This is a genomic window from Streptomyces sp. NPDC005262 (assembly GCF_042872425.1).
Taxonomy (GTDB): Bacteria; Actinomycetota; Actinomycetes; order Streptomycetales; family Streptomycetaceae; genus Streptomyces.
On the sequence record NZ_JBIAKK010000002.1, the window covers coordinates 477,734 to 502,455 of the forward strand.

24 protein-coding genes (1 of these 24 cut by a window edge) are annotated in these 24,722 nt (G+C 69.9%); 15 read left to right on the forward strand and 9 right to left on the reverse strand.

Annotated features, from left to right (window positions below):
* On the forward strand, positions 1–226 hold the end of the coding sequence (locus ACFYP5_RS07355; protein WP_389031779.1) for a helix-turn-helix transcriptional regulator. It extends 677 nt beyond the left edge of the window; 226 of the gene's 903 nt are visible here — the last part of the coding sequence; its start codon lies off the left edge, out of view; it ends in the stop codon at positions 224–226.
* Between the two features lie 681 nt (positions 227–907).
* On the opposite strand, the gene ACFYP5_RS07360 is transcribed toward ACFYP5_RS07355, so the two are convergent.
* Positions 908–1,288 carry a hypothetical protein gene (locus tag ACFYP5_RS07360; RefSeq protein WP_389031782.1) on the reverse strand — a complete coding sequence of 127 codons (381 nt, stop codon included), beginning with the start codon at positions 1,286–1,288 and terminating at the stop codon, positions 908–910.
* Positions 1,289–1,544: 256 nt separating this feature from the next.
* On the opposite strand from ACFYP5_RS07360, the gene ACFYP5_RS07365 reads away from it, so the two are divergent.
* The 5 genes from ACFYP5_RS07365 (at position 1,545) to ACFYP5_RS07385 (ending at position 7,968) form a co-directional block, all read left to right on the forward strand.
* Positions 1,545–2,147, forward strand: coding sequence for a TetR/AcrR family transcriptional regulator (locus tag ACFYP5_RS07365; protein ID WP_389031785.1), 603 nt, complete (start codon positions 1,545–1,547; stop codon positions 2,145–2,147).
* A 116-nt stretch (positions 2,148–2,263) separates the two neighbouring features.
* On the forward strand, positions 2,264–3,187 hold the full coding sequence (locus tag ACFYP5_RS07370) for a TauD/TfdA dioxygenase family protein (RefSeq protein ID WP_389031788.1): 924 nt from the start codon (positions 2,264–2,266) through the stop codon (positions 3,185–3,187).
* Positions 3,188–3,312: 125 nt separating this feature from the next.
* Positions 3,313–4,614, forward strand: a complete 1,302-nt coding sequence (locus tag ACFYP5_RS07375; protein ID WP_389031790.1) for an MFS transporter — start codon at positions 3,313–3,315, stop codon at positions 4,612–4,614.
* Between the two features lie 49 nt (positions 4,615–4,663).
* The gene (locus tag ACFYP5_RS07380; protein WP_389031793.1) at positions 4,664–6,373 is read left to right on the forward strand and encodes an aldehyde dehydrogenase family protein; all 1,710 of its coding nucleotides are present in this window, start codon (positions 4,664–4,666) and stop codon (positions 6,371–6,373) included.
* 116 nt (positions 6,374–6,489) lie between these two features.
* The gene (locus ACFYP5_RS07385) at positions 6,490–7,968 is read left to right on the forward strand and encodes a long-chain fatty acid--CoA ligase (protein WP_389031796.1); all 1,479 of its coding nucleotides are present in this window, start codon (positions 6,490–6,492) and stop codon (positions 7,966–7,968) included.
* Between the two features lie 102 nt (positions 7,969–8,070).
* On the opposite strand, the gene ACFYP5_RS07390 is transcribed toward ACFYP5_RS07385, so the two are convergent.
* A complete protein-coding gene (locus ACFYP5_RS07390) occupies positions 8,071–8,532 on the reverse strand; it encodes a hypothetical protein (RefSeq protein WP_389031798.1) in 462 nt (153 codons plus the stop codon).
* 177 nt (positions 8,533–8,709) lie between these two features.
* Positions 8,710–8,979: a hypothetical protein gene (locus ACFYP5_RS07395; protein WP_389031801.1), complete on the reverse strand. Its 270-nt coding sequence runs from the start codon at positions 8,977–8,979 to the stop codon at positions 8,710–8,712.
* 120 nt (positions 8,980–9,099) lie between these two features.
* On the opposite strand from ACFYP5_RS07395, the gene ACFYP5_RS07400 reads away from it, so the two are divergent.
* Entirely contained in the window at positions 9,100–9,459 is a 360-nt protein-coding gene (locus ACFYP5_RS07400) for an ArsC/Spx/MgsR family protein (protein WP_389031803.1), read from the forward strand.
* Between the two features lie 6 nt (positions 9,460–9,465).
* Here ACFYP5_RS07400 and ACFYP5_RS07405 read toward each other — a convergent pair whose 3' ends face one another.
* The gene (locus ACFYP5_RS07405; protein WP_389031806.1) at positions 9,466–10,350 is read right to left on the reverse strand and encodes an alpha/beta fold hydrolase; all 885 of its coding nucleotides are present in this window, start codon (positions 10,348–10,350) and stop codon (positions 9,466–9,468) included.
* A gap of 69 nt (positions 10,351–10,419) precedes the next feature.
* Here ACFYP5_RS07405 and ACFYP5_RS07410 point away from each other — a divergent pair, with 69 nt between their 5' ends.
* A complete protein-coding gene (locus ACFYP5_RS07410; RefSeq protein ID WP_389031808.1) occupies positions 10,420–10,869 on the forward strand; it encodes a MarR family transcriptional regulator in 450 nt (149 codons plus the stop codon).
* 135 nt (positions 10,870–11,004) lie between these two features.
* Positions 11,005–11,667, forward strand: coding sequence for a hypothetical protein (locus ACFYP5_RS07415; protein WP_389031811.1), 663 nt, complete (start codon positions 11,005–11,007; stop codon positions 11,665–11,667).
* A gap of 63 nt (positions 11,668–11,730) precedes the next feature.
* Here ACFYP5_RS07415 and ACFYP5_RS07420 read toward each other — a convergent pair whose 3' ends face one another.
* Positions 11,731–12,642: a Gfo/Idh/MocA family protein gene (locus ACFYP5_RS07420; protein ID WP_389031814.1), complete on the reverse strand. Its 912-nt coding sequence runs from the start codon at positions 12,640–12,642 to the stop codon at positions 11,731–11,733.
* A gap of 396 nt (positions 12,643–13,038) precedes the next feature.
* Here ACFYP5_RS07420 and glnII point away from each other — a divergent pair, with 396 nt between their 5' ends.
* Positions 13,039–14,073 (forward strand): glutamine synthetase, encoded by a 1,035-nt coding sequence (glnII, locus tag ACFYP5_RS07425; RefSeq protein WP_389031817.1) that lies wholly within the window; start codon positions 13,039–13,041, stop codon positions 14,071–14,073.
* 417 nt (positions 14,074–14,490) lie between these two features.
* Positions 14,491–15,114 carry a winged helix-turn-helix domain-containing protein gene (locus ACFYP5_RS07430; RefSeq protein ID WP_389031820.1) on the forward strand — a complete coding sequence of 208 codons (624 nt, stop codon included), beginning with the start codon at positions 14,491–14,493 and terminating at the stop codon, positions 15,112–15,114.
* Between the two features lie 70 nt (positions 15,115–15,184).
* Here ACFYP5_RS07430 and ACFYP5_RS07435 read toward each other — a convergent pair whose 3' ends face one another.
* Entirely contained in the window at positions 15,185–17,332 is a 2,148-nt protein-coding gene (locus tag ACFYP5_RS07435) for an MMPL family transporter (RefSeq protein WP_389032941.1), read from the reverse strand.
* A gap of 239 nt (positions 17,333–17,571) precedes the next feature.
* Here ACFYP5_RS07435 and ACFYP5_RS07440 point away from each other — a divergent pair, with 239 nt between their 5' ends.
* Entirely contained in the window at positions 17,572–18,840 is a 1,269-nt protein-coding gene (locus ACFYP5_RS07440) for a sensor histidine kinase (RefSeq protein ID WP_389031823.1), read from the forward strand.
* The gene (locus tag ACFYP5_RS07445) at positions 18,825–19,472 is read left to right on the forward strand and encodes a LuxR C-terminal-related transcriptional regulator (RefSeq protein ID WP_389031826.1); all 648 of its coding nucleotides are present in this window, start codon (positions 18,825–18,827) and stop codon (positions 19,470–19,472) included. Before ACFYP5_RS07440 ends, ACFYP5_RS07445 begins: the two co-directional genes overlap by 16 nt.
* A 22-nt stretch (positions 19,473–19,494) precedes the next feature.
* Here ACFYP5_RS07445 and ACFYP5_RS07450 read toward each other — a convergent pair whose 3' ends face one another.
* Together ACFYP5_RS07450 and ACFYP5_RS07455 are read right to left on the reverse strand one after the other, a co-directional pair.
* Positions 19,495–21,186, reverse strand: a complete 1,692-nt coding sequence (locus ACFYP5_RS07450) for an alpha-L-fucosidase (RefSeq protein ID WP_389031829.1) — start codon at positions 21,184–21,186, stop codon at positions 19,495–19,497.
* A 135-nt stretch (positions 21,187–21,321) separates the two neighbouring features.
* Entirely contained in the window at positions 21,322–21,825 is a 504-nt protein-coding gene (locus tag ACFYP5_RS07455; protein WP_389031832.1) for a MarR family winged helix-turn-helix transcriptional regulator, read from the reverse strand.
* Between the two features lie 69 nt (positions 21,826–21,894).
* On the opposite strand from ACFYP5_RS07455, the gene ACFYP5_RS07460 reads away from it, so the two are divergent.
* Together ACFYP5_RS07460 and ACFYP5_RS07465 are read left to right on the forward strand one after the other, a co-directional pair.
* Positions 21,895–22,458 carry a carboxymuconolactone decarboxylase family protein gene (locus tag ACFYP5_RS07460; RefSeq protein ID WP_389031835.1) on the forward strand — a complete coding sequence of 188 codons (564 nt, stop codon included), beginning with the start codon at positions 21,895–21,897 and terminating at the stop codon, positions 22,456–22,458.
* Positions 22,459–22,565: 107 nt separating this feature from the next.
* Entirely contained in the window at positions 22,566–24,137 is a 1,572-nt protein-coding gene (locus ACFYP5_RS07465; protein ID WP_389032944.1) for a DUF1996 domain-containing protein, read from the forward strand.
* Positions 24,138–24,178: 41 nt separating this feature from the next.
* Here ACFYP5_RS07465 and ACFYP5_RS07470 read toward each other — a convergent pair whose 3' ends face one another.
* Positions 24,179–24,583 (reverse strand): hypothetical protein, encoded by a 405-nt coding sequence (locus ACFYP5_RS07470; RefSeq protein ID WP_389032947.1) that lies wholly within the window; start codon positions 24,581–24,583, stop codon positions 24,179–24,181.
* Positions 24,584–24,722 lie beyond the last annotated feature (139 nt).

Genomic DNA, 24,722 nt, shown 5'->3' on the forward strand with positions numbered 1-24,722 from the left:
TCGAGAAGTGGAGCATCCCTTTGTCGGCCGCATGGTGCTGGAAGAGAGCATGCTCGTTGTCGACGACCGCTCAGGTCGGCGGATCATTCTCGAGATTCCGCAACCCGGCACCGGCACCGAGAAAAAGCTGACAACACTTTCCTGGCAGTCCCACCAAGTGCAAGATCCGTCGTGGCACGTGCTTCGAAAGCCGGGTTCAGGGGACCAACGGAGCAACCACTTCTGAACTTGATGGCTCCTGATTGCCGAACAGCGCGGGGGTGAAGCTATCTGCGATGCGATCAATGTCGCTGCGCCGTACCCACGTCGGATTGACGTCATCCGATGGCGTGCGGTTGCAGGGGGGCAACGACCCGCCGTGGCACGGCCGTTGTGGTCGTGTTCTCCGCGCCCAGTTTGACGCAGTCTCCCAGTGCGAACCCAGTTGACATCCGCGTCTGCAACACACGAGCTGGACCGAGGTGCGGCCCGTGGCGCATGGAAGACGCGTGGCTGGCGGCGGCGCGGGGTTGCTGGACACGCACGTGGTTGGTGCTCAGTGGGCGCATCCGCCACCGTGGCTGACTGTCGGTGGCTCAGGTCAGAACAGCGCTTCCACTGACTTGTACGTCGATGCCGATTTCGACCGTGAAGTGCGCGTGCACGACCTTGTGCACCATCGGGTGTGCACCAGACCACCGAGTGTCTGAGCCGTCTGCGGCTGATGCGAGGGCACCTTTTCGGCGGGCCGGGTGTCGAGGTCGGCACTGCGGAGAACCGGACCTGGTGCACGCGGGCCGCGTGCACGACGGGTGGGTGTTCCCCGCCGACTTCCTGGCCACCGCCCTCGACGAGGCCGGGCCCGGTTGCTCGGTGGCCGGCTTGGCCCGGGCGTCCTCAGAGCTGAGACGCCAAGCCGCCGCATCAGTCAGTGCGTGACGGTGACGGTGGTCTCGACGACCTCGTCCGGGTCCGAGTTGCAGGCGAGGTAGCTGGCTTCCGTGGTTCCACGCTCGGCGTTCTCGATGGTGGCTGTGCCGACGAGCGTCCCGTCGGCGCCGGCCTTGAGCTCCGTGATGCCGATGGGGGATCTCGCGGTGGTCCCGCCCCCGACGAGCGAGCCCTCGGCAAGCCCGCCCTCCCCGGGGTTCTCACAGTTGCGCAAGGTCAGATGCACGGTTTGGCCGGGCTGTACGGTGTTCGGACTGACGGTGGCGGTGGGGTCGGCGCCGGCCGTGGCCATCGCGACCGGGGCCGACAACGACAGCACAACGGCCCCTGCGACGGCGGACATTCCGATGAGGCGCATGACTGCCTCCCGCGGGCCCGGTCTGCCAGGTGTGTCCCGAACGGATGACCGCACCACGTCCCTTCCATCGTAGGAACGCATGGCGTGCGCCGTGATGCTCGCTAGACCGAACAGGTGAACGCCGAGTCCGGTTCCGCCGGCCGCGTCTCCGCCGGTGGTGCCCCCCACCGCTTGTGCACATGCCCGTCCGGCTCCCCCCGGACGCGATCGGGGACCGACCTGGTTGGCGTGCAGGAGGAACTCGTAGGGTCGGTGCATGGTCGAAAAGCAGACTCGGGGCGCGACACGGGGACCGGGGCGCCCCCGGGAGGAGCGGGTCACCCGTGCGGTGCTGGATGCGGTGATCGCACTGGTCGCGGAACAGGGGATGGGCGCGCTCACGATGGACGCCGTGGCCGTGCGGGCGGGGGTGAGCAAGCCGGCCATCTACCGGCGCTGGCCCACCAAGCAGGACCTGATCATCGCGGCCGCGGAGTCGCGCGTCGGCCCCCTGTCCATCCCCGATCTGGGGGACTTCCGTGACGAGCTGCGGGCCGTGCTCTCCGCACGTGTCGAGGTGTACCGGACGCCCGGGATGGACCGCCTGATCGCAGGGGTCTTCGGCGCCGCGTCCGAGGCGGGAGTCGGACGCAGCGCGTACCGGGCGTACATCAATCGGGTCATGGGCCAGACCGGACACATCCTGGAGCGCGGCATCGTACGCGGGGACGTGCGGCCGGACACCGACGTGCGGGCCGCCGCCACCATGGTGGCGGCGCCGCTGGTGTTCCGCTTGGTGGCGGAGCAGGAGCTGCCGGACAGCCACCTGGTGGAGTCGGTGGTCGAGCTCGTCGGCCGCGCCGTGGGGGTGCAGCGCTGACCGGGAGCCGGATCTCTCCGCGGTCATGAAATTGAGAGACGCGAGCCCTTGCCATGGCATGCCCGAATATCGATACTCCCCGTAACGAATTAATCCTCACCGCGGAGGAAGCACTCATGGCCGCAGTCGTCGCCAACCCCCAGCCCACCCTGGACAAGCCCCTGATGCGCTACGGGCACCGCGTGCTCGACCGCACCGCCCCGGGCAGCCCCGAGGCGCAGTACCGGATCCTGGGCGTCCGCCCGCTCACCCCCCACATCGGCGCCGAGATCAGCGGTGTCGACCTCTCGCAGCCGATCGGTGACGACCTCGCCGAGGAACTGCGGCAGGCACTGCTGGAGTGGAAGGTGATCTTCTTCCGCGACCAGCACCGCTTCGCGGCGGATCACCACGTCGCGCTCGCAGCGGTGTGGGGCGAGCCGGAGGTGAACCCGTTCTTCCCCAAGGGGGACACCGTCGGCGTCTCCCGACTGGCCAAGGACGCCATGGCCATCGGCAACGAGAACATCTGGCACAGCGACCACTCCTTCATGGCCGCGCCCGCCCTGGGTTCCGTGCTGCGCGCCGTCGAGGTGCCGCCGGCCGGTGGCGACACGATGTGGGCCGACATGGCGGTCGCCTACGACAACCTCTCCGAGTCGATGAAGGCCCGGATCGACGGCCTCATGGCGGTGCACGACTGGGTGCCCAGCTGGGGTTCGCTGATGACCGAGGAGCAGGTGGCCCGGATGCGGGAGTCCCTGCCACCGGTGGAGCACCCGGTCGTCATCCGCCACCCGCAGTCCGGACGCAAGGTGCTGTACGTCAACGAGCCCTTCACCACTCGGATCGTCGGCCTGTCGGACGCCGAGAGCCGTGAACTGCTCGACGAACTCGTCCTGCAGGCCCGTATCCCCGAGTTCCAGGTGCGTTTCCGCTGGCAGCCGGACTCCGTCGCGATCTGGGACAACATCGCGGTCCAGCACTACGCGATCAACGACTACTACCCGCTGCGCCGCGTCATGGAGCGCATCGCGATCGCGGGAGTTCCGCTCTCCTGAGCCCCCCTGTCCCCGCGGGTCCGCCCCGGCGGGCCCGCGCACGGGCCGCGGCGCCACTCCGCCTCCTTGCGTGCCCACCTCCTCGCGTGCCACCCCTTGTCAGCGCCCCATTTCCGGAGGACCCCGTGACCGCCGCCGACACCGCCCCCAGACAGACCGAGTCCCCGACGGCAGGCCGCAGTTCCGGCGCCGGCGCCCGCGCCTGGATCGTCACCGGCCTGCTCGTGGCCTTCATGATGGTCAACTTCGCGGACAAGTCCGTACTCGGCCTCGCGGCCGACGAGATCCGCGCGGACATGGGCCTGTCCGCCACCGACTTCGGGCTCGCCAACAGCGCCTTCTTCCTGCTGTTCTCCGTCGCCGCCGGCGCGGTGGGTCTGCTCGCCGACCGCGTGCGGCCGAAATGGCTTCTCCTGGCCATGGCCCTGCTCTGGTCGATCGCACAGACTCCGGCAGCCCTGGGCGGCGGCCTGGCGGTACTGATCGGCTCACGGGTCCTGCTGGGCGCCGCGGAGGGCCCCGCCTTCCCCGTCGCCCAGCAGGCCGCGCTGTCCTGGTTCCCCAACCACCGGCGCAACCTTCCCGGGGCGCTGGTCACCCTCGGAGTCACCCTTGGCGTGATCACCGCCGCGCCCGGCCTGACCTGGGTCATTCACCACCACGGCTGGCGTGCCGCCCTCTGGGTGGTCGCGGCCGCCGGTGCGCTGTGGGCCGTGCTGTGGGCCGTGCTCGGCGCCGACGGAAAGTACCGGACCGACGCCCCGGAGAGACTCTCCTCCTCCGAGCCTGCGGTGAAGCCCGCCTACCGACAGATCTTCGGCACCCGTACCTGGATCGGCACCACCGCCGCCTTCTTCACCAGCTACTGGTCCGTGGCACTGATGCTCGTCTGGCTCCCCTCCTACCTGCACAACGGCCTCGGCCACTCCTCCGACGCCACCGGCAGGCTGATCGTTCTCCCCTGGGCGGTCGGCGCTCTCGCACTGCTCGGACAGGCAGCGCTCACCGGATGGCTCATGCGCCGCGGAGTCGGCAGCCGCTGGGCGCGCGGCCGGGTCGGCGGCAGCCTGCTGCTGCTCGGCGCGGTCTCCTGCCTGGCCGTACCCCTCGTGGACGGCGTGCCTGCGAAGACCGCGCTGCTGGCCGTCGGCTTCGGCCTGGGAGGATCCTTCGCCACCGTCGCGGCGACCACCGTCGCCGAACTGGCCCCGCCCGCACGGCGCGGCGGCGCCCTCGGCACGATGAACGCCGTCGTGACCACTGCGGGCCTCATCGCCCCCGCCGTCGTCGGTCACCTGGTCGACAGCCAGGGCCCGCGGGGATACCAGACCGCCGTCGTGCTCTCGGGCGGCTTGCTGCTGCTGGGCACGCTCGCCGCCTTCACCCTGATCGACCCGGCGCGCGACGCTCCCCGGCCGAGCGCCTGACACACCGCCCCGCCACCGTCCACCCACCCGCCGCACCCTGGAGCGAACCGTGACCTTCTCCGCTGTCGACACCGAACGGCTGGACCACACCGTCGCCGAACTGCGCGAAGGCGCCGCGTCGTGGACCGCCACCCCGATCGCCGAACGGATCGCGCTGCTGGAGCGGTTGATGCCGCGAATCGTCGGGAACGCCGCGGACATGGCCGCGGCCGGCGCCCACGCCAAGGGATACGGACCCGACTCCCCCTGGGCGGCCGAGGACTGGATCGGCGCCCCGTGGGCACTCGTCCAGAACGTCAGCGCCTACCTGCGTGTGCTGCGCCGGATCGCCGCAGGCCACGACCCGCTCGACGCCGCAGCCGTGCACGAGTCGGACGGCCGCACCCTGGTCGATGTCTTCCCCGCCACCGGCTGGGACACCCTGCTGCTCAACGGATTCACCGCCCAGGTGTGGATGCGTGCCGGCGCCACCGCACAGCAGGTACGGGACCGGGCCGCCGGCGAGTACCGCGGGCGGCCGGGCCGTCCGGCCGTGGCCCTGGTCCTGGGCGCGGGCAACGTCGCGGCCATCACCGCGCTCGACATCCTCCACAAGCTCTACGTCGAGGGCCAGGTCGTCATCGCCAAGATGAACCCGGTCAACGCCTACCTCCGCCCGCACTTCGCGCATGTCTTCGCCGAGTTCGTCGAACGCGGCTGGGTGCGCTTCATCGACGGCGGCGCGGCCGAGGGCGGCCACCTCGCCGCGCACGAGGGCGTCGACGCCATCCATGTCACCGGCAGCGACCGTACCCACGACGCCATCGTGTGGGGCACCGACGAGCTGGCGGGCGAGCGCCGCCGCAACGACACTCCGCTGATCGGCAAGCCGTTCACCAGTGAGCTCGGCGGGGTCAGCCCCTGCATCGTGACCCCCGGCCCGTGGAGCGCGGCGGACTTCCGCTTCCAGGCAGAGCACATCGTCACCAGCAAGATGAACAACTCCGGCCACAACTGCATCGCAAGCCAGATCCTGGTGGTGCCCCGCTCCTGGGACGGCACCGAGCGGCTGCTGGCGGAGATCCGGCGGGTGCTGGGCGAACTGCCGCCGCGCACCGACTACTACCCCGGCGCCGAGCAGCGCCTCGGTGCCGTGCTCAAGGCCCACCCGCAGGCCGAGGTCCACGGCGAAGGGGACAGCCGCATCGTCGTCCCCGACATCATCGACCACGACGACATGCTGATCACCGGCGAAGTCTTCGGCAGCGCTCTCGGCGTCGTACGGCTCCCGGGCGACACACCGGCCGAATTCCTGCGCCACGCCGTCGACTTCGCCAACGACACGCTGCCAGGCACACTCGGCGCGACCCTCGTCGTCCACCCCAGGACGGAGAAGGCCCACCACGCCGCGGTGCGGGCAGCCGTCGCGGAGCTGCGCTACGGGACCCTCGGCATCAACTGCTGGTCCGGTATCGGCTTCCTGCTCGGCTACACCCCCTGGGGCGCCCACCCCGGCCACACCCGGCAGGACATCGGCAGCGGCATCGGCTTCGTCCACAACGCCTTCATGCTCGAGGACATCGAGAAGACCGTACTGCGTGCGCCGTTCGCCCCCACTCCGCGCGGTCTGTTCACCGGCTCCCCGTCGCTGTCCCCGCGGCCGCCGTACTTCGTCACCAACCGCACCTCCCGTACGACGATCGAACGCGTCACCCGCTTCACCGCCGCGCCCGGCATCGCCAAGCTGCCGGCCGTCTTCGCCTCCGCGCTCCGCGGCTGACGGCCTCACACCTTCCGCATCCGAGCCGAACACGGCCCGGCCTCCGCCCGGCCCCGAAACGCCACCGTCCGCGGCGGGCGGCCGGGGTGCCCGGCACCAGAAACGAAAGGCCCCAGGTGAACCTCGCCGACCGCCTCAGCCGCACCGCCGCCGCGTACGGCCCCCGCACCGCCGTCGAACTCGGCGACCGGTCGCTGACCTACGCCGAACTCGACACCCTCGCCGGCCGTGTGGCAGCGCTGCTCACCGCACGCGGCATCGCCCCGGGCGACCGGGTCGGCCTGATGCTGCCCAATCTGCTGGAGTTCCCGGCCCTCTACTACGGCACGCTGCGCGCCGGAGCCGTCGTCGTACCGATGAACCCGCTCCTCAAGTCGCGCGAGATCGCCCACTACCTCCGCGACTCGGGTGCGGTGCTGCTGTTCGCCCACGAGTCGTCCGCAGGCGAGGTGGCCGCAGGTGCCGCGGGCACCGCGGCCGAGGTGGTCGCGATCGGCCCGGGCTCGGTCACCGCCCTGCTCGCCGCCCACCCGGACCCCGTCCTCGACGCGGTCGGTGACGGCCAGGACACCGCGGTCATCCTCTACACCTCCGGGACCACCGGAGTCCCCAAGGGGGCCGAGCTCACCCACGCCGGTCTCACGCGCAACGCCGACATCACCGCGCGGTCGCTGCTCCGGCTCGGCCCGCAGGACACCGTCCTGGGCTGCCTGCCGCTCTTCCACGCCTTCGGTCAGAGCTGCGCCATGAACACCGCGGTCGGCGTCGGCGCCCGGCTGACCCTGCTGCCCCGTTTCGACCCCCTGCTGGCGCTGCAGACCGTCCAGCAGCGGCAGGTGACGGTCTTCGAGGGCGTGCCCACCATGTACGCGGCCATGCTCGCCGTGCACGCACAACAGCCCGGCGCGCACGACACCGCCACCCTGCGGCTGGGCGTGTCCGGCGGCGCCGCACTGCCTGTCGAGGTCCTGCACGGCTTCGAGAGCGCCTTCGACTGCCCCGTCCTGGAGGGTTTCGGCATGTCGGAGACCTCCCCGGTCGCCTCCTTCAACCATCCGGACCGTCCCCGCAAGCCCGGGTCCGTCGGCACCCCGATCGAAGGCGTCGAGATGCGTCTGGTCCATGTGCAGAACGGCATCGGAGAGCTGTGCGTACGCGGCCACAACGTCATGAAGGGCTACTGGGGCCGCCCCGAGGCCACCGCCGAGACCGTCCAGGGCGGCTGGCTGCACACCGGTGACCTCGCACGGGTCGACGAGGACGGCTACTACTACATAGTCGACCGCCAGAAGGACCTGATCATCCGCGGCGGTTACAACGTCTACCCCCGTGAGATCGAGGAAGTCCTCTACGAGCACCCGGCCGTCGCCGAGGCCGCGGTGATCGGCATCCCCCACCCGGCCCTCGGCGAGGAGGTCGCCGCCGCCGTGGCCCTGCTCCCCGGCGCCGAGGCCACGCCCGACGACCTTCGGGAGTTCGTGCGGGCACAGGTCGCCCCGTACAAGTACCCGCGCGAGGTCTGGCTGGTGGACGCCCTCCCCAAGGGCGCGACCGGAAAGATCCTCAAGCGCGAGATCGCAGCCCCGAGCGCCTGAGGCCCCTTTCCCCGACTCGACTCCCGGTACGCGGACAAGGGGAAGTTCCAGCTGACGGACAACGGGAGCGGCGGTACTCAGGTGCCGCCGCTCCCGCCGTCGTCAGTGGCGCAGGGCTCTGCCCACCTCGGCGGTGACGTCGCCGGCGAGCGTGCGGTTGCTGCGGGCCGTCGCGTCCTTGGGGGTGCCCGGCCGTACGTCGTCGACCGTGACCACGGTCGAGTCCAGCAGATTGCCGCCGGGGTCACGGAAGTTGATCTGGACGATGTACGACTTGGCCGAGTCGGTGCTGTTCGTCACGGTGATCTTCGTACTGGCACGGCCGCCCTGCTCGGCCACCGCGCCCACGCTGACGTCCTTGCCCGCGTCCACTCCGTTCTTGAATCCTTGGAGCTTCTCCTGCGCGGCAGCTGATGCCGAGGCCGCCACGGACGCGACGGCGGACGCTGCCTTGGACACCGTGCCGGACGGGTTGCTGCCGTCGTCCGTGCAGGCCGCAGCAGCCGATGCCACGACCGCTGTCAGCAGTACGGCCCATGCGCCCCGTACGGATCTCCTCGTCATCGCGCCTCCCAGCACTCACGGATCCGTCCCAGTCAAGGCTGAGACGTGCCGCCCCGCATGCCCCGCACGTCGATCGGGTGACATCCCGGTACCCACCGGACGGCCGTACGTGCGTGTGCCCCCGGGCAGGGACCGGGGGCACAGGATGCTGGTCCGGTGGCTGTCAGCCGTGGGCCGTCAGCGGCCGTAGCGGATCAGGGCGCGGACCATGCGGCAGGTCGTGTCGGACGGCGGATGGATGCCGATGCGCTCGGCAGTCGTGCGTATCGAATCGTTGTCTGCGCTCGACGGGTGGTAGACGCCCGTGTCGAGCAGGGCGATCGCCAGGCGCATGGCCTTCAGACGGCGGTTGTGCGAGACGTACCACTCGCGGGGCCGGCCCGCGGGGAGCGGCTTCTTCTGCAGGGGCTTGTGGAGCGGCTTGGTCGTGACTGCGGCAACGGCCATGGGCAACCTCCTGGCACGGTCGTGAAACCCTCACGAACTACCTCTATTTTACGGCCCACCACTGACAATCGCCCCTGGCCAGAGGGGCTTTCGTGGCCCCCGTCCCGTATCGTTGGACCCATGGAGATCTGGATCAACCCCGCGTGTTCGAAGTGCCGCAGCGCGGTGCAGTTGCTCGACGCGGAGGGGGCCGATTACACCGTCCGTCGCTATCTGGAGGATGCGCCGTCGCCGGACGAGATCCGGGCCGTGCTCGACCGGCTCGGGCTGGAGCCGTGGGACATCACGCGGACGCAGGAGGCGGACGCGACGGAGCTCGGGCTCACGGAGTGGCCGCGCGAGGACGGTTCGCGGGAGCGGTGGATCACGGCGCTCGCCGAGCACCCGAAGCTGATCCAGCGGCCGATCATCACGGCGGAGGACGGCACGGCCGTCGTGGCGCGTACCGAGGATGCCGTGCGCGACGCGTTGGGGCGCTAGCCGGAACTACCGGTCCGACAGGAAGTCCTCGATCCTGCGGTTGAGTTCGGCCGCGTCCGGGGCGTGCAGCGGCAGCGTGTGGTGCGTGGCGCCGGGGATGGCCGCCGTCCGCGCGTGTGGGAGCAGCCGGGCCGCGTTGGCGGCCACCGCTGCGATGCGGTGCGCCCGGCTGTTCTCGGCCAGCAGGATGAGGGTCGGTACGTCCAGGGAGCCCAGCGCCTCAGGGGTGGGGCGGGGGCCGGTGACCGGCCTGGCGGACGGGAAGCCGGCGGCCTCGTCGCGCAGGTGCAGCCAGGCCGGGTCGAGCGGCGCGCCGGCCGTCTCCCAGTTCATGAAGGTGCGCGTGCGCCGTGCGTCGGGGCGGAGCAGCATCGGTAGTGCGTGCAGCAGATAGCCGGGGCGGTAACCGGCGAAGCACTGGGTCGGGTCCACAAGGATCAGCTTCCGGACCCGGTCGGGTGCGTGCAGGGCGTGGTGGAGCGCGATCCAGGCTCCGTAGGAATGGCCGCAGAGTGCCGGCGATGCGATGTTCAGGGCGTCCAGCACTGCGTCCAGCCAGGCCGTCAGGTCCGGCACCGTACGGATCGGACGCTCCCCCACCACGCTGCGGCCCGGGTCGCCCATGAGGTCGACTGCGTGGACGCGGTGACTGCGGCCCAGGTGGGCGGCCTGGGCGTACCAGACGGTGGAGGTGGAGCCGCCGCCGGCCAGCAGCATCAGGGGCGGGGCGTCCTCGGGTCCGTAACTGTTGACACGGGTGGTGCCGTACGGGGTGACGGCCTCGGAGTGGGTCGTTCCGGCGGGCCACTTGACCGCTAGGACCTCGTCGTACGCGGCGAGGAACGATTCGGTGGCCGCCTTTGCGGATGATCCGGATGACGCAGGGGTCATGGGGTGCCTCCCAGACGGGTGCCCTTGGATATTATCTCGCTCAACGAGGTAATAAAGGGAGGCGGACCGATGAGCGAGCAGAGTCCCGAAATGGAGATCGTCCATCTGCTGCGTAAGGTGACTGTCGAATTCGGGCTCCGCCAGGCCGAGTTCGCGAGCCGCCACGGCATGCACCCCACCGACGTACGCGCCCTGATCTGCCTGCTCGACGCCGAACGGGCGGGCACCGACGCGACCGCCGGATGGCTCGGTGCGCAGCTCGGGCTCAACTCCGCGGGCACCACCGCCGTCATCGACCGCCTGGAACGGCTCGGTCACCTCACCCGCACCCGCGACCCGCGCGACCGGCGGCGGGTGCTGATGACGGTGGACCCGCGGGCGGTCGAGCTGGGCCGGTCCTTCTTCGGGCCGCTGATCGACAACACGGTCGCGGTGCTGCACGACTTCGACGAGAGCGAGACGGCTGCGGTGCGGCGCTTCCTGTCCGCCGCGCACCGGGCGGTCACCGTCATTCCCTGACCGGCAGGGCGGCGACGGAAGTGGTACGTCCGCACGACGGTTGAAACGAACGCGCCTGTTACTCGTACGTAGGGACACACGCACCACATCCGGCCCGAGCGCATCAGGTGTTCCGGCCGGGGACAGGAGCCCTACGTGTCACGCAAGAAAACCCTCAGCCGCAAGAAGAAGCTCGCCCTGCTGGCCGGGGCCGCCGCGCTCGCCGGCGGGACAGCCGCCGTGCTGGCAGGAACCAGCCAGGCCGCGCAGTCGCCACCGGCCGACCGGGCCTCGTCGGTCGTCTGCACCGGACTCGCCACGGCGCTCGGCAACAACGAGCAGTTCATCGCCGGTCAGCGGGCTGATCCGGATGCCCAGTCGGCCGCGCGGATCGCCAACCGGGAAGCCGTGATCGCGGAGATCCGGCGCCAACAAGCCGCCTCGGGGTGCGGTGGGGAGGCATCGGCGGTCGTGAATCCCGCCACGTCCGCAGCCGCTTCCGCACCGGCATCCCCACCCGCGTCCGGGACCGCGGCCCCGGCGCCGCCCGGCGGAGGGGGGCAGACCGCCGGTGAGGTCGTCTGTGCCGGATCCACCGTGACGCTGTCCGGCGAGGGGGGCGCCCCCGCCGCGTCCAGCAATCAGTTCCCGGTCGGCACCCGGCTCAAGGTGACGAATCTCGACAACAACAAGTCCACCACGGTGCAGGTCACTTCACCGTCAGGAAGCTGCGCCCTGCTGAACGACGCCGCGTTCGAGCAGGTGCGCGAACCGGGCAAGTTCCTGATCCGTCGCGCCCGCATCGAGCGCGTGGGCTGACGAGCCCGGGCCGGGCGGTGCCGTGCGGTACGAGACACGGCACCGCCCGGCACCCTCCGGGGTTCAGGAACTCACCGCGGCCTCCGCCTCGGCCAGCAGCTCGGTCAGCCGCAGCCCGAACCGTACGTCGCAGGGGTGGGGCACCCCCGTACGCGCCGCATCGAGCAGCGCATCCACCGCCACGCGGAACGCGTCCACCGCGTCGCCCCCGCCCGGCAGCGTGGCAACCCCTGCCTCGCCCCTGAACTCGACCTCCGTACCCGCCGCTCCGAGTGGTGCGTCCAGCGCGAGCGTCACCGTGCTGGACGCACCGGAGGCGTGCCGGAGGATCAGATGGGTGGCGTCGGCGGGTCCGGGGGCGGCGGTCAGTTCCGTCACATCGCCGAGCACCGGGAGCAGCATCGACAGCGCGTGCGGGCCGACGTCCCACAGGCCGCCCTTCTCGCGACGCCACGGCGACTCCGCGAACGCGCTCTCCGCCCCGGGGGCGTACAGTGCGCCGATCCACTGGGCTCGGGCGGTGAACCAGCCGCCCCGCGCGGCCTGCTCGGCGACCCACGACGCGGTCGGCTCGGCGAACCGCATCGTGCAGAAGACGACGGACGCGACCTGCGCCCGGTCGGCTGCCTCGGCGACCTCGCGGGCCCCGGCCACCGTCGTCGCGACCGGCTTGTCCATCAGCAGGTGGCATCCGGCGGCCGCGGCGCGGGCGGCGAGCGGGGCCTGGACGTCCGGAGGCAGGGCGAACGCGATGGCGTCGCTCGCGGCGAAGAGTTCGTCGACGCCCGCGTCACCGGTGTAGGCCTTGGTGCCGTGGGCAGCGGCGAGCGTGTTCGCCGCCTCGGGCCGGCGGCCCCAGACACCGCTGAGTACGACACCGGGGTGGGCGGCGAGGGCGGGTGCCTGGGTGATCCGGGCCCAGGGGCCCGTACCGAGAAGGCCGATACGCATGGGAGCTGCGGGTGATGTCGTCATGCGGTCAGTCTGCCCGGTCCGCGCATCGGGTCGCGGGGTGCGCCGGTCCGCGGACGGGGCCTCGCGTGCTCGGCACCCGGATGCCCTCGGCACGGGCCACGGGCCGAGCGGCCGGTCGTCGTCCCGGGCGGGACAACGCACCGTCAGGACCCACGGGGGTGGAGTGATGGATGTGGCGGAGGAGGATCGATCCGGACCGGCACATGGCTGTGCTGCATCGAACCCCGTATACGAAGAGGGTGGTTCCGGTGTGCGGCGGCCCATGCATACGAAGGAAACCTCGGTAACACGTGGTTCACATTCGGGCAACGGACGGGAAATCGCGTCTTGCGAAGCTGCGCTGCAGAGACCGGACCGCAGACCGCAGCATCGCAGCACCCGCAAAGGATGGCTTCCGTGACGTTCAAGGCTGAGTACATCTGGATCGATGGCACCGAGCCGACCGCCAAGCTTCGTTCGAAGACGAAGATCATGGCCGGGGATGCCTCCCAGGGTGTCGCGGAGCTGCCCATCTGGGGCTTCGACGGATCCAGCACCAACCAGGCCGAGGGTCACGCCTCCGACCGCGTGCTGAAGCCGGTCTTCTCCTGTCCGGACCCGATCCGCGGCGGCAACGACGTGCTCGTGCTGTGCGAGGTCTTCAACATCGACATGACGCCGCACGAGTCCAACACGCGTGCGGCCCTGCGGCCGGTCGCCGAACAGTTCGCCGGCCAGGAGCCGATCTTCGGCATCGAGCAGGAGTACACCTTCTTCGACGGCCACCGGCCGCTCGGCTTCCCCGTGGGCGGCTTCCCCGCCGCGCAGGGCGGCTACTACTGCGGTGTCGGCGCCGATGAGATCTTCGGCCGCGAGATCGTCGAGAAGCACCTCGACAACTGCCTGGAGGCAGGTCTGGGCATCTCCGGCATCAACGCCGAGGTCATGCCCGGCCAGTGGGAGTTCCAGGTGGGCCCGCTCTCCCCGCTGGAGGTCTCCGACCAGCTGTGGGTCGCCCGCTGGCTGCTCTACCGCACCGCCGAGGACTTCAACGTCTCCGCGACTCTGGACCCGAAGCCGGTCAAGGGCGACTGGAACGGCGCGGGCGCGCACACCAACTTCTCGACCAAGGCGATGCGCGAGGGTTACGACGCCATCATCACCGCGTGCGAGTCGCTGGGCGAGGGCTCGAAGCCGATGGACCACGTCAAGAACTACGGCGCCGGCATCGACGACCGCCTCACCGGTCTGCACGAGACCGCCCCGTGGAACGAGTACAGCTACGGCGTCTCCAACCGCGGCGCCTCGGTCCGTATCCCGTGGCAGGTCGAGCAGGACCAGAAGGGTTACATCGAGGACCGTCGCCCGAACGCCAACGTCGACCCGTACGTCGTCACGCGGCTGGTCGTCGACACCTGCTGCACGGCGCTGGAGAAGGCCGACCAGGTCTGATCCGCATCTGATTCCGTACGAAGGGGCACCCGCCGGAAACGGTGGGTGCCCCTTCGGCGCATCCGGCCCCCACCGGGAGCATCTCACCTGCTGCCGAGGCGGTTGGGACAGCACGAGGCGTCGGCCCACGAGGTGAGGAACGCAATGCGAAGGGTCCGTATCGACGGGTGAGAGAGACCTGCAGCGGCGCCGCCTTGTCTGGTCTAATAGGGGCATGGCCAGCTTCCAGTACACCGCGCCGGGTCGCAGCGACCTCGAGCCGTTCTGGCCTTCTCGTCAGCATCACGACTTCGACCGGGTGTGTTGTCGCGCGTGGAACGCGCAGGCCCTCTAAAGCCGCTCACCCCGGTCTTCGGTCCGCGCGCACGACGCAAGTCCGTCCCTCGACGACTCCTTCGCGCGAAAGAGCTGACCCTCATGGCGAACACTCGCACCTTCTCCGCCGCCACCGCTGTCACCACAGCACCGTCGGCGACCGCTGCGGCCCCACCCTCCGCCCGCTCCGTCTCCCCCAACCGCCACCGGCTGCGGGCCGTCGACCCCGACGAGTTCGTCCAGCCGGCCGATGTGGCCGGCTTCCTCCCACCGGGTGCCACCTGGCTGCCCGCGCCCCAGCACACCCTTCCGGCGCTGCCGGGCCAACCGCCGATGATCGGCTACCTGGTGCTCGTACCGGCCGATCAGCAGCCCGCCGTCGCGGCCGCTGCCACGGCCGCCGCCCAGCGGATCGTGCCGCAGCCGGTGGCCAGCGCGGCCTCGGCCGGTCCGGTGCACATCGACACGGTGCAGCGCACCGCGGTGGTGGACGGGAACCCGCTCGACCTCACGTTCCTCGAGTTCGAGCTGCTCGCGCATCTCGTGGCGCACCCGCACCGGGTGCACACCCGCGACCAGTTGGTGACGACCGTCTGGGGCTACGGGCATGTGGGCGACGGGCGCACCGTCGACGTCCACATCGCCCGGCTGCGCCGCAAGCTGGGCATCGAGCACCGCCGGTCGATCCAGACGGTGCGACGCGTCGGTTACAAGTACGCCCCCTGACCGGGGCCGCACGCGACAAGCCCTGGCCGACCGGTGGTACCCGGTGGACCAGGGCTTCTTCGTACGGGTGTCAGCCGTGCAGCCCCGGTCCGGCCGGAACCGGTTCGGCCGTCGCGCCCGCCGCTTCCCCCTCGCCGTGGTCCGGACTCGGCAGCCGGGAGAGTCCGCGCGGCGTCCGCCAGTTCCGCTCGCCGAGCAGCGCCATGACGGAGGGCAACAGGACCATCCGTACGATCGTGGCGTCCAGCAGCACCGCAACGGCGAGGCCGACGCCCATCTGCTGCATGTCCTGCATGGACAGCGTCCCGAAGACCGCGAACACCGCCACCATGATCACGGCCGCGCCGGTCACCGCGCCCGCCGTCCGCCGGATGCCTGTGTCGATGGCCGCCCGGGTGTCCAGACCGCTCTGCCGGGCCTCGCGGATCCGGGAGACCACGAACACGTGGTAGTCCATCGAGAGGCCGAAGAGCACCACCAGGACGAACAACGGCATCCATGCCTCGATCGCCCCCACCCCCTCCGAGCCGATCAGTGAAGCGCCCCAGCCGTGCTGGAAGACGGCGACCATCACTCCGTACGCGGCGCCCACGGAGAGCAGGTTGAGGAGGATGGACGTCACCGCGATGACGTACGAGCGGAAGCAGAACAGCATCAGCAGGAAGGTCACCGCGGTGATGAACGCGAAGACGGGGACGATGCCGCGCTTCAGCTGATCGTTGAAGTCGACGGACCCGGCCAGCTCTCCGGTGACGTAGGCCTGCGCACCCGTCCCGTCGAAGGCGGCGGGCACCCGCTCGTCGCGCAGCTCGGCCAGGTCTGCCTTGCCGTCCGGCAGCGGCACCTCGATCTCCGCGATGTTCTGCGCCCGGTGCACAGTCACCTTGTCGGGGCCGAACTCGGCCAGCGCCTTGTGCAGTTCGGGCGAGCCGATGTCGTCCGCCTCGACCACGAGGAGGGCGGGGGCGGGGCCGCCCGGGAACGTCTCCTCGATGTTCCGGTACGCCACGGAGAGCTCCGAGTCGGAACCGAACTGCTTCTCCAGGCCGAGCGACTCGGTCTTCATGCCGAGGGCGGGCGCGGCCAGGGCCAGCAGGACGACGACCGAGGAGACAGCAAAGATCTTGGGCCGGGCCAGGACGGGACCGACGATCTTGCCTGCAAAGGAGCCACTGGCCCGCACGCCCCGCCGGGAGCGCCGGTTCAGCAGTGGCACCCGCCCGGCGTCGATCCGGTCCCCGAGCCAGGACAGCAGTGCGGGAAGCACTGTCACCGAGCCGAGCACGGCGATGAGGACGACGGTGATCGTGGCCAGGGCAAAACCCTTGAACAGCATCAGTCCGGACAGGAACATGCCGGCCATCGCGACCATGACGGTGAGCCCGGATACCAGCACGGCCCGGCCGCTGGTCGCCGCCGCGATCTCCAGCGCCGTCCCGGCGTCGCGCCCCGCGGCCCGCTCGTCGCGCTCGCGCCGCAGGTAGAAGAGGCAGTAGTCGACGCCGACGGCGAAGCCCATCAGGAACATCACGGAGTACGTGGTCTGGAAGAGGTGCAGTTGGTGGCTGGCCAGCGACAGCAGACCGAAGGCGGCCATACAGGCGGTGAGTGCGAGCCCGACCGGCAGCAGGGCCGCGACCATGGCGCCGAAGGCGACCAACAGGATGCCCAGGGCCAGGGGGACGGCGGTGAACTCGGCCTTCTTGAAGTCCTCGGAGAGCAGGTCGCCGAGCCACTTCCCGGCGCTGGCCTCGCCGAACTGATGGATCGTGATGTCCGGCCGCTTCTCCCGGACCCCGGACACCGCGTCGAGCACGGGCTGCACCCGGTCGGCGGACGTCGCCGCGTCTCCCTTCATGTCAAAGGTGATCAGGGCGTCCTTGCCGTCCTTGGAGGGGATGGGCTCCGCAAGGTTCCGGACCTCGCCGGTCCGCTCCACGGCGGCGGACACCTCACGGGCCGCGTCCCGCCAGTCGCCCGCCTTCGCGACGGACACCATGACCAGCTCACCCGCGGGATGGGCGAGACCGGCGTCATGGAGGATCTGCTCGGCCCGCGCCGAGTCGCCCGTGGCGTTCTCGGCGTCCGTCATCTCGACCATGCCGGATGCCCCGCCGATGCCCGTGGCGAGCACGACGAAGAGCAGCCAGCCGAGGATGGCCGTCCTGCGATGGTGTGCGCTCCACACGCCGATGCGTGCCGCGAGATTGCGCCTCATGGCGTTTCGCCCCCAGAAATTGACGTCGAATGAGTCGCTCATCAACCTAGGAACGGCGCGCCTGCCGCCCCAGCCGCCGGAACCCCCTCTCCCCCGAGGCGTAGGGCGAGGGCGCGATGGTGGTGCTGGGTACACCCCTCCCGGGTGGCGGAACGGCTGACGTCACGCCTGACCGCCGGGTGAGACTGTCCTCGGACCGCGGCCTGTCACGAGGGGCCCGGCGAGGGAGAGGGACCATCATGAACACGATGCAGAGCCGGATACGGTCCGCGCTGCTGGCCGCCGGGCGCGGGATCGTACTGTCGATCGCCGGCCTCGCCGGTTCGATCACCCTGTTCGTCCTGGCGGTGCTCTCGATCGCCTTCATTCCGCTGGGTCTGGGCCTGGTCACCACCCCACTGGTGCTGGACGCCGTCCGCAGGCACGCCAACCAGCGCCGACTGCTGGCGGCGACCTGGTCGGACATCCGCATCCCGGTCCCCTATCGGCCCTTCCCGAAGGATCTGCGCGGCGGGTTCACGGGGCAGGTGGAGCGGACGACGCTGATGCTGAAGGATCCGGCGACCTGGCGGGACATCCAGTGGCTGCTGGTCGACATGACGGCCGGCTACTGCGTGTCGGTCTTCGCCTCGGCTCTGCTGCTCTATCCGGTGGAGGGGTTCGTCCTGGCGGCGGGCCTGTGGCGGGTCTTCACCGACGACCGGTACTGGTACGCGTTCGTGCCGGTCGACAGCCAGGCGACGGCGCTGGCCGCCGCCGGGCTCGGTGTGGTGTTCTTCCTGGTGGGTCTGAAGGTGAGCAATCCGCTGTTGCGGCTGCACTTCGTGATCGCCCGCTCGCTGCTGGCGCCCACCCATGAGCAGGAACTGGCCCGGCGGATCGACCGGCTCACCGAGACCCGGCACGAGGCCGTGGACACCGCCGCGTCCGAACTGCGCCGTATCGAGCGCGATCTGCACGACGGCGCGCAGGCCCGGCTGGTCGCCATGGGCATGAACCTGGGCACGATCGAGGCGCTGATCGAGAAGGACCCGGCACAGGCCAAGAAGCTTCTCGCGATGGCCCGCGAGTCGTCGGCGGAAGCCCTCACCGAACTGCGTGATCTCGTACGGGGCATCCACCCGCCGGTCCTGGCCGAACGCGGACTCGGGGACGCCGTCAAGGCGTTGGCGTTGCGGCTCCCCATCGCGGCCGAGGTCGAGGTGGAGCTGGCCGGCCGCGCCGAGGCGCCGGTCGAGTCTGCCGCGTACTTCGCGGTCAGCGAGACCCTGACGAACGCTGCCAAGCACTCGGGGGCGGACCGTCTCTGGGTGGACATCCACCACGCCGACTCGATGCTGCGGATCTCCGTCACGGACAACGGGAAGGGCGGCGCGACCATCGGACCGGGCTCAGGACTGAGCGGAATCGAACGCCGACTCGGTACATTCGACGGCATCATGGCCGTCAGCAGCCCCGCGGGCGGTCCCACCATGGTGACCATGGAGATCCCTTGCGAGTTGTCCTAGCCGAAGATCTGTTCCTGCTGCGCGACGGTCTGGTCCGGATGCTGCAGGCGTACGACTTCGAGATCGCGGCAGCCGTCGAGACCGGGCCCGAACTGACCAGGGCACTCACCGAGTTGGAGCCGGACGTCGCCGTGGTCGACGTCCGGCTCCCGCCGTCCCACACGGACGAGGGCCTGCAGTGCGCACTGGCCGCCCGAAAGGCCCGGCCGGGGCTGCCGGTGCTCGTGCTCTCGCAGCACGTGGAGCAGTTGTACGCACGCGAGCTGCTGGCGGACGGCAACGGGGCCATCGGATATCTGCTCAAGGACCGGGTCTTCGACGCCGACCAGTTCATCGACGCGGTACGCAGGGTCGCGGCCGGCGGCACGGCGATGGATCCGCAGGTGATCTCGCAGCTGCTGTCGCGGCGGGCGCAGGACAAGCCGATGGGCGGACTGACGCCGCGCGAGCTGGAGGTCATGGAGCTGATGGCTCAGGGCCGTTCGAACGCGGCGATCGCCTCGAAGATGGTGATCACGGAGCGGGCGGTGGCCAAGCACACCTCGAATATCTTCGGGAAGCTCGGCCTGCCGCCGTCCGACGACGACAACCGCCGCGTTCTTGCGGTGCTGGCCTATCTCGACCGGGGGTGACCCGCTACCTCCGGCCGGCGGTTCATCCGGCCGAGCTCAGGTGCAGCGTGGTCGCCCCGAGGTGAGGTGTGGCCCGGGACTCCAGGACCTTGACCCGTACCGCCGTCGCCGTGACGGGCGAGGCGAGCGGCAGGATGCGCCGGTTGCCGATCGTGGTGCCCTCGGCGATCCGCTGCCAGTTGCCGTCGATCCTGGCCTCCACGGCGAACTTCTCGACCCGCTGCCCGTGCCGGATCTCCTCGCGGACGGCGACCCGGTCGAAGGTGTACGGACCCGGAGCCTGGGTGCGTCGCACATCGGTGCCGTAGGTGTTGCGCACCGCCTTGCCGAAGGCAGTCAGTGACGCGACGTCCGCATCGGCGATCCGGCCGTCCTGGCCGGGCGGCACGTTCAGCAGCAGTGCGGCGTTCCGGCCGACGCTCTTCTCGTACAGATTCATCAACTGCGCTGCAGTCTTGGGCTGTTGTTCCGGATGGTAGAACCAGCCGGGCCGGATGGAAACGTCCGCCTCGGCCGGGTACCACTGCAGGTACTTGGTCGTCGGGTCGAGAATCCTGGCGCGGGAGCCGATGTCGGCGTCGGTCGAGTCGTTGGGCAGGCTGCCGAGCCCGGTCCACGGGTCCGTGGCGTGCGGGGTGACGCTCCACTCGGTCTCACGGGCGGTGCCGCCCTCGTTGCCGACCCAGCGCACGCCCTGCGGGCCCTGGAAGATCACGGTGTTCGGCGACAGCGCCTTGACCATGTCGAACCACTGCTTGACGTCGTACTTCTGGGTGATGCCGGAGCCGGACCAGGGGTTGGCGCCGTCCAGCCAGAGCTCCTCGATCGGCCCGTACTGGGTGAAGATTTCGTACAGCTGGTTGAGGTAGTACGCGTCGTAGTCGTCGGCCATCACCGTGAAGGTGGGGAGCTTGTGACGCTTGACCGCGGTGGCGCGGTCGTCGCCGGGCACGAGGGTGGGGATGGTGCGCTCGGTGACGGCACTGCCGTTGCCGAACCTGCCTTCGCCCGCGGGCGCCCGGTCACCGTCCTCCAGCGCCATCTGTTCGGGCAGGCTCAGCGGCCTGCCCTCCGCCTGCTTCTTGCGGATCGACTCGACCCACTGGGCATGCCAGGCGTGCGGCAGTTCGGCCCCGTCGGAGGGCGAGAGATAGAGGCCGACCTTCAGGCCCGCCTTACGGGCGGCCTTCACGTAGGCGCCGACGACATCGGGACTGCCGGGGCTGAGCTCGACGGAGTGGTCGGTGTAACGGGAGGGGTACAGGACGAACCCGTCGTGGTGCTTGGCGGTGAGCATGACCTGCTCGACACCGGCCGCCTTGTAGGCACGCATCCACTGGTCGACGTCGATGCTCTTCGGGGCGAAGAGCTTTTCGTCCTCGGTACCCGATCCCCATTCGCGGCCCGTGAAGGTGTTCATGCCGAAGTGGGTGAAGGCGGTGACTTCCCGTTGCTGCCAGGCGAGTTGGCCGGGGGTGGGGACGATGTTCGCAGCCTTCTCGATGATCCGCTCGGGGCTGTCACAGGCCTCGACGGCGATCTGCGAAGCGGGCTTCACAGGCGCGGCGCACGGGGTGCCCTGTGGTGCGGCGGCCTGGCGCCCGGGCTGCTGCCCGGCCGCCGGCGCGGCTTGCTGAGCGGTGGCCTGCACGGGAACGAGCGCGGCCGCGGCAGCCAGTGCGAGCGCACTGAGCACACGGGTGCGTCGTGCCATGGTTCCCTCTCATTCTCGACCTCATTGGTCGGATCTCTTGGGTGTCGACCTGGGCATGTTGTCGCACAATGAGACCCACGGGAAGGGCGCCTGCGAAATACGTCCCATCTATTGCCACGACACCCGAGGAGCACCTCAGCCGTTGAACCACGCCGCAGCGTCGAGCCGGAACCCGTCCGCGGGCGCCATCGTGCGCAGATCGGACTCCAGGGCCCGCAGCCGCTCGGCACCGAGCGCCCGAGCCCATTCGACGCGCAGCCGGTCGAATCCTTCGGCGGAGCGGACCAGCACGTCGACACCGCGCGGGGTGACCCGGACCAGCTTGCGGCGCCCGTCCTGCGGATCGTCGATCCGCTCGACGTAGCCGAGGCTCTCCAGCCTGTCGACAGTCTTGCCCGCCGCCTGTTTGGAGACGCCCAGCCGTCGGCCGATCTCGCTTGCGGTGGCGCCGTCGCGACCGACGGCCTGGAGCGCGAAGCCGTAGGCGGGCCGCACGTCGGGGTGGCCGTGTTCGGCCAGTTCGCGATGGAGCGCGTCGATGATCGAGCGGAAGCCGGCGAACAGGAGCAGGGGCAGTTCGAAGCCCGCGCCGTCACCGCCGGGCGCCACACCTTCAACTCGCCCTGTCCGCTCAGTCATTGCAAAACTCGACAACCTGGTTTACGTTTTCGTCAATCATGTTGTCGAGTTTATCGCGAGAGGTCCACCATGCCCGCGCCCGCGTTTCCCGACCACACCCTCGAATCCGCCCCCGCCCCCGCCCGTCGCTCCATGGCGGCCGTGGTGAACAAGCAGGGCTATCTGCCCGTCGCCGTCGGCCGGCTGGCCACGTCGCCACAACTGCTCGACGGCTTCCTGAAGATCAGCGCGCTCTTCGAGTCGACCACCCTGGACCCGCTCTCCCGCGAGGTCCTGATCATGACGGTCGCCGCCCGCAACGACTGCCACATCTGCGTGGCCATGCACACCGCGAAACTCACCGCACTCGGTGCGGAAGCCGACCTGATCGCCGCACTGCGCGAGGCGAAGCGGCTACCGCTCCCGGACGAACGACTCGAAGCGGTACGCCAGTTCACCCTTGCCGTCCTGGCGACGGCGGGCGCGGTCGACGAAGGCGCGCTGCAGGGCTTCCTGGCACACGGCTACACCCCGCGGAACGCCCTCGAAGTGGTCCTCGGCATCGGCGCCTACACGATGTCGACGCTGGCCAACCGGATGGTCGATGCACCCATGGACCGACAGCTCGCCGAGTTCGCTCCCGCCCCCATGTGACCGGTTTTGAGAATGGAGATTTCTACGAACTTCCCCTTTCGCTGAACGCCTCCCGAACCACAACCGTATGGAACGTCACGCTTCTCCCTCGAAGCATGAGGAGTTCCATGGGACGCACATCACGCAAACGTTCGACGCTGGCCAACCGGGCGATTGTCGCCTCGGCCGCATTGATTCTGGGCGGAGGTGGCTTGATCGCGGTCAATGTCTACGCTTCGGCGGGAGAAGGAGCGTCCGGCTCGCCTCCCGGCCGCACGTGGAATACGGGCACCCAGATGTCCACCATCGACTGCCCCGACGTGGCCAACGAACTTCCCGATGTGCCCGACCAGGCACGCTGGGAGGTCGACCGCGAACTGGCCGCCATGGATACCCAGATCACCGATGCCTACCAGCAATTCGCAGATCGGAAGGACGAGATCTCCCGTGATCCCGGCCTTGCCGAAAATGCCGTACTCGGTCCGTTGAAGGCCAAGCGGACGGCGAGTATCGACCGTATCGCCACCGCCGTCGAGCGCAACGCGGACCGCCCGCAAGGACTGGACGGGCTGGCTCCGTGCAGTCTGCGCGCCGACGACGACAGCCATGGCGGTGGCGGGTACGGGGCCGGTGACAGTCAGGGGCAGGACGCCGGCCAGGACGCCGGCCAGGGCGATGATCAGGGTGCCGACCAGGGCCAAGGCGATGATCAGGGTGCCGACCAGGGCCAAGGCGGAGATCAGGGTGCCGACCAGGGGCAGGACGGCGGCCAGGACGGCGGCCAGGACGGTGACAACGGTCAGGGGCAGCAGGGCAACGGCCCCGAGGCGTCCGACTTCGTCGACATCCAGTCTGTGCAGCCCAATGTCGACAGGCCACGCCAACGCCGCGGCGCCTCACGCGGTACGTTCACCACCGACTGCGGGCGTAACGAGAACGGCAAATTCAACCCGGACAATGTCATCGTCGCGCCCGGCGTGAGCAACGGCGCCCACCATATGCACGATTACGTCGGTAACCAGGCCAATGACGCCTTTGCCAGCGATGACGATCTGGCCAATGGCGATACCAGTTGCCGGAACCAGGGTGACAGGTCCACGTACTACTGGCCTGTCCTGCGTCTGCAGAACGGGACGGCGGAGAACGACGTGGACGCGGACGGCGGTGGCAAGGACCAGAACGTCGGAGAGATCCAGACTCCGTCCCAGGTCACGCTGAAATTCGTCGGCAATCCCACCGGCAAGGTCACGGCGATGCCGCGCTTCCTGCGGATCATCACCGGAGATGCCAAGGCATTCACCAACGGCGACGCCAACGCCAATGCCTCATGGAGCTGCACCGGATTCGAGAACCGGCAGCTCAAGGACAAATACCCGATCTGCCCGGACGGCAGCCAGGTGGTCCGCTCGTTCGCATTCCAGAGCTGCTGGGACGGGCAGAACACCGACTCCGCCAATCACCGCACCCATGTCGCCTTCGCCCAGGACAACGGGCGGTGCCCGAACGGCTTCAGAGCCATTCCGCAGCTGGTCCAGCGCATTGTGTACGACGTGCCGCCTGGCCCCGGCTTCGCCGTCGACTCCTTCCCGGAGCAGCTGCACAAGCCCGTCACCGATCACGGTGACTTCATCAACGTCTTCGACGACAACCTGATGAAGAAGGTGGTGAGCTGCATCAACGGCGGGCGCAAGTGCCGCTGACTTCCCCCTCTGCAGCACCCCACCCCCTCCTACCTGCGCGGTCAGCTCCCGTGGTGACCGGAGTGCCCTCCCTCGCTCCCCCCACTGCCACTACTCCCCGAGTGGTGCGGCGAGGCGGTCTCCACTGTCCCCCCGAGCCGGCCGCGCAGCGCTGCGACCACCTTCGGCTCGCCGACGGCCACCCACTTACGGCCGACGAGGTACGAGCCGCCGTAGTCGTTGGCCTCGTTGATCCACTCGCGCTGCCCGCGGTCGGTCTCGAAGGTGGCCAGCACGTAACGGCCGTCGTCGGTGGTGCAGTTGGCCTGGCGCAGTTCCTGCGCGTCGGTCTGGATGTTCGGCTTGCACTGCGCCTTCGTGGCCAGCTGCTCCAGGCTGCCGGTCGCGGTCGGCGGGACGTCCGGCTTGCCGTCGCCGCCGGCTGAACAGGCCGCGAGAAGGGCCATTCCTGCCAGGGCAACCGCGGCTGCCCTGACCCCGAACCTGCCGGCCCCGAACTCGCCGGCCTTGAACCCACCGGCCCCGGAACTACGTCCTCGTCGCATCTCCAACTGCGTCACCATCCGGCCATCGTGCCCCTTCGCT

Excerpts from the sequence above, each read along its gene's own strand:
- ACFYP5_RS07460 (WP_389031835.1), top strand. The coding sequence starts at position 21,895 with ATGCCCGCGCCCGCGTTTCCCGACCACACCCTCGAATCCGCCCCCGCC.
- ACFYP5_RS07435 (WP_389032941.1), bottom strand. The coding sequence starts at position 17,332 with ATGAGGCGCAATCTCGCGGCACGCATCGGCGTGTGGAGCGCACACCAT.
- ACFYP5_RS07405 (WP_389031806.1), bottom strand. The coding sequence starts at position 10,350 with ATGACCCCTGCGTCATCCGGATCATCCGCAAAGGCGGCCACCGAATCG.
- ACFYP5_RS07410 (WP_389031808.1), top strand. The coding sequence starts at position 10,420 with ATGAGCGAGCAGAGTCCCGAAATGGAGATCGTCCATCTGCTGCGTAAG.
- ACFYP5_RS07390 (WP_389031798.1), bottom strand. The coding sequence starts at position 8,532 with ATGACGAGGAGATCCGTACGGGGCGCATGGGCCGTACTGCTGACAGCG.
- ACFYP5_RS07395 (WP_389031801.1), bottom strand. The coding sequence starts at position 8,979 with ATGGCCGTTGCCGCAGTCACGACCAAGCCGCTCCACAAGCCCCTGCAG.
- ACFYP5_RS07365 (WP_389031785.1), top strand. The coding sequence starts at position 1,545 with ATGGTCGAAAAGCAGACTCGGGGCGCGACACGGGGACCGGGGCGCCCC.
- ACFYP5_RS07420 (WP_389031814.1), bottom strand. The coding sequence starts at position 12,642 with ATGACGACATCACCCGCAGCTCCCATGCGTATCGGCCTTCTCGGTACG.
- ACFYP5_RS07455 (WP_389031832.1), bottom strand. The coding sequence starts at position 21,825 with ATGACTGAGCGGACAGGGCGAGTTGAAGGTGTGGCGCCCGGCGGTGAC.
- ACFYP5_RS07470 (WP_389032947.1), bottom strand. The coding sequence starts at position 24,583 with ATGGCCCTTCTCGCGGCCTGTTCAGCCGGCGGCGACGGCAAGCCGGAC.
- ACFYP5_RS07450 (WP_389031829.1), bottom strand. The coding sequence starts at position 21,186 with ATGGCACGACGCACCCGTGTGCTCAGTGCGCTCGCACTGGCTGCCGCG.
- ACFYP5_RS07400 (WP_389031803.1), top strand. The coding sequence starts at position 9,100 with ATGGAGATCTGGATCAACCCCGCGTGTTCGAAGTGCCGCAGCGCGGTG.
- ACFYP5_RS07360 (WP_389031782.1), bottom strand. The coding sequence starts at position 1,288 with ATGCGCCTCATCGGAATGTCCGCCGTCGCAGGGGCCGTTGTGCTGTCG.
- ACFYP5_RS07440 (WP_389031823.1), top strand. The coding sequence starts at position 17,572 with ATGAACACGATGCAGAGCCGGATACGGTCCGCGCTGCTGGCCGCCGGG.
- ACFYP5_RS07370 (WP_389031788.1), top strand. The coding sequence starts at position 2,264 with ATGGCCGCAGTCGTCGCCAACCCCCAGCCCACCCTGGACAAGCCCCTG.
- ACFYP5_RS07465 (WP_389032944.1), top strand. The coding sequence starts at position 22,566 with ATGGGACGCACATCACGCAAACGTTCGACGCTGGCCAACCGGGCGATT.
- ACFYP5_RS07430 (WP_389031820.1), top strand. The coding sequence starts at position 14,491 with ATGGCGAACACTCGCACCTTCTCCGCCGCCACCGCTGTCACCACAGCA.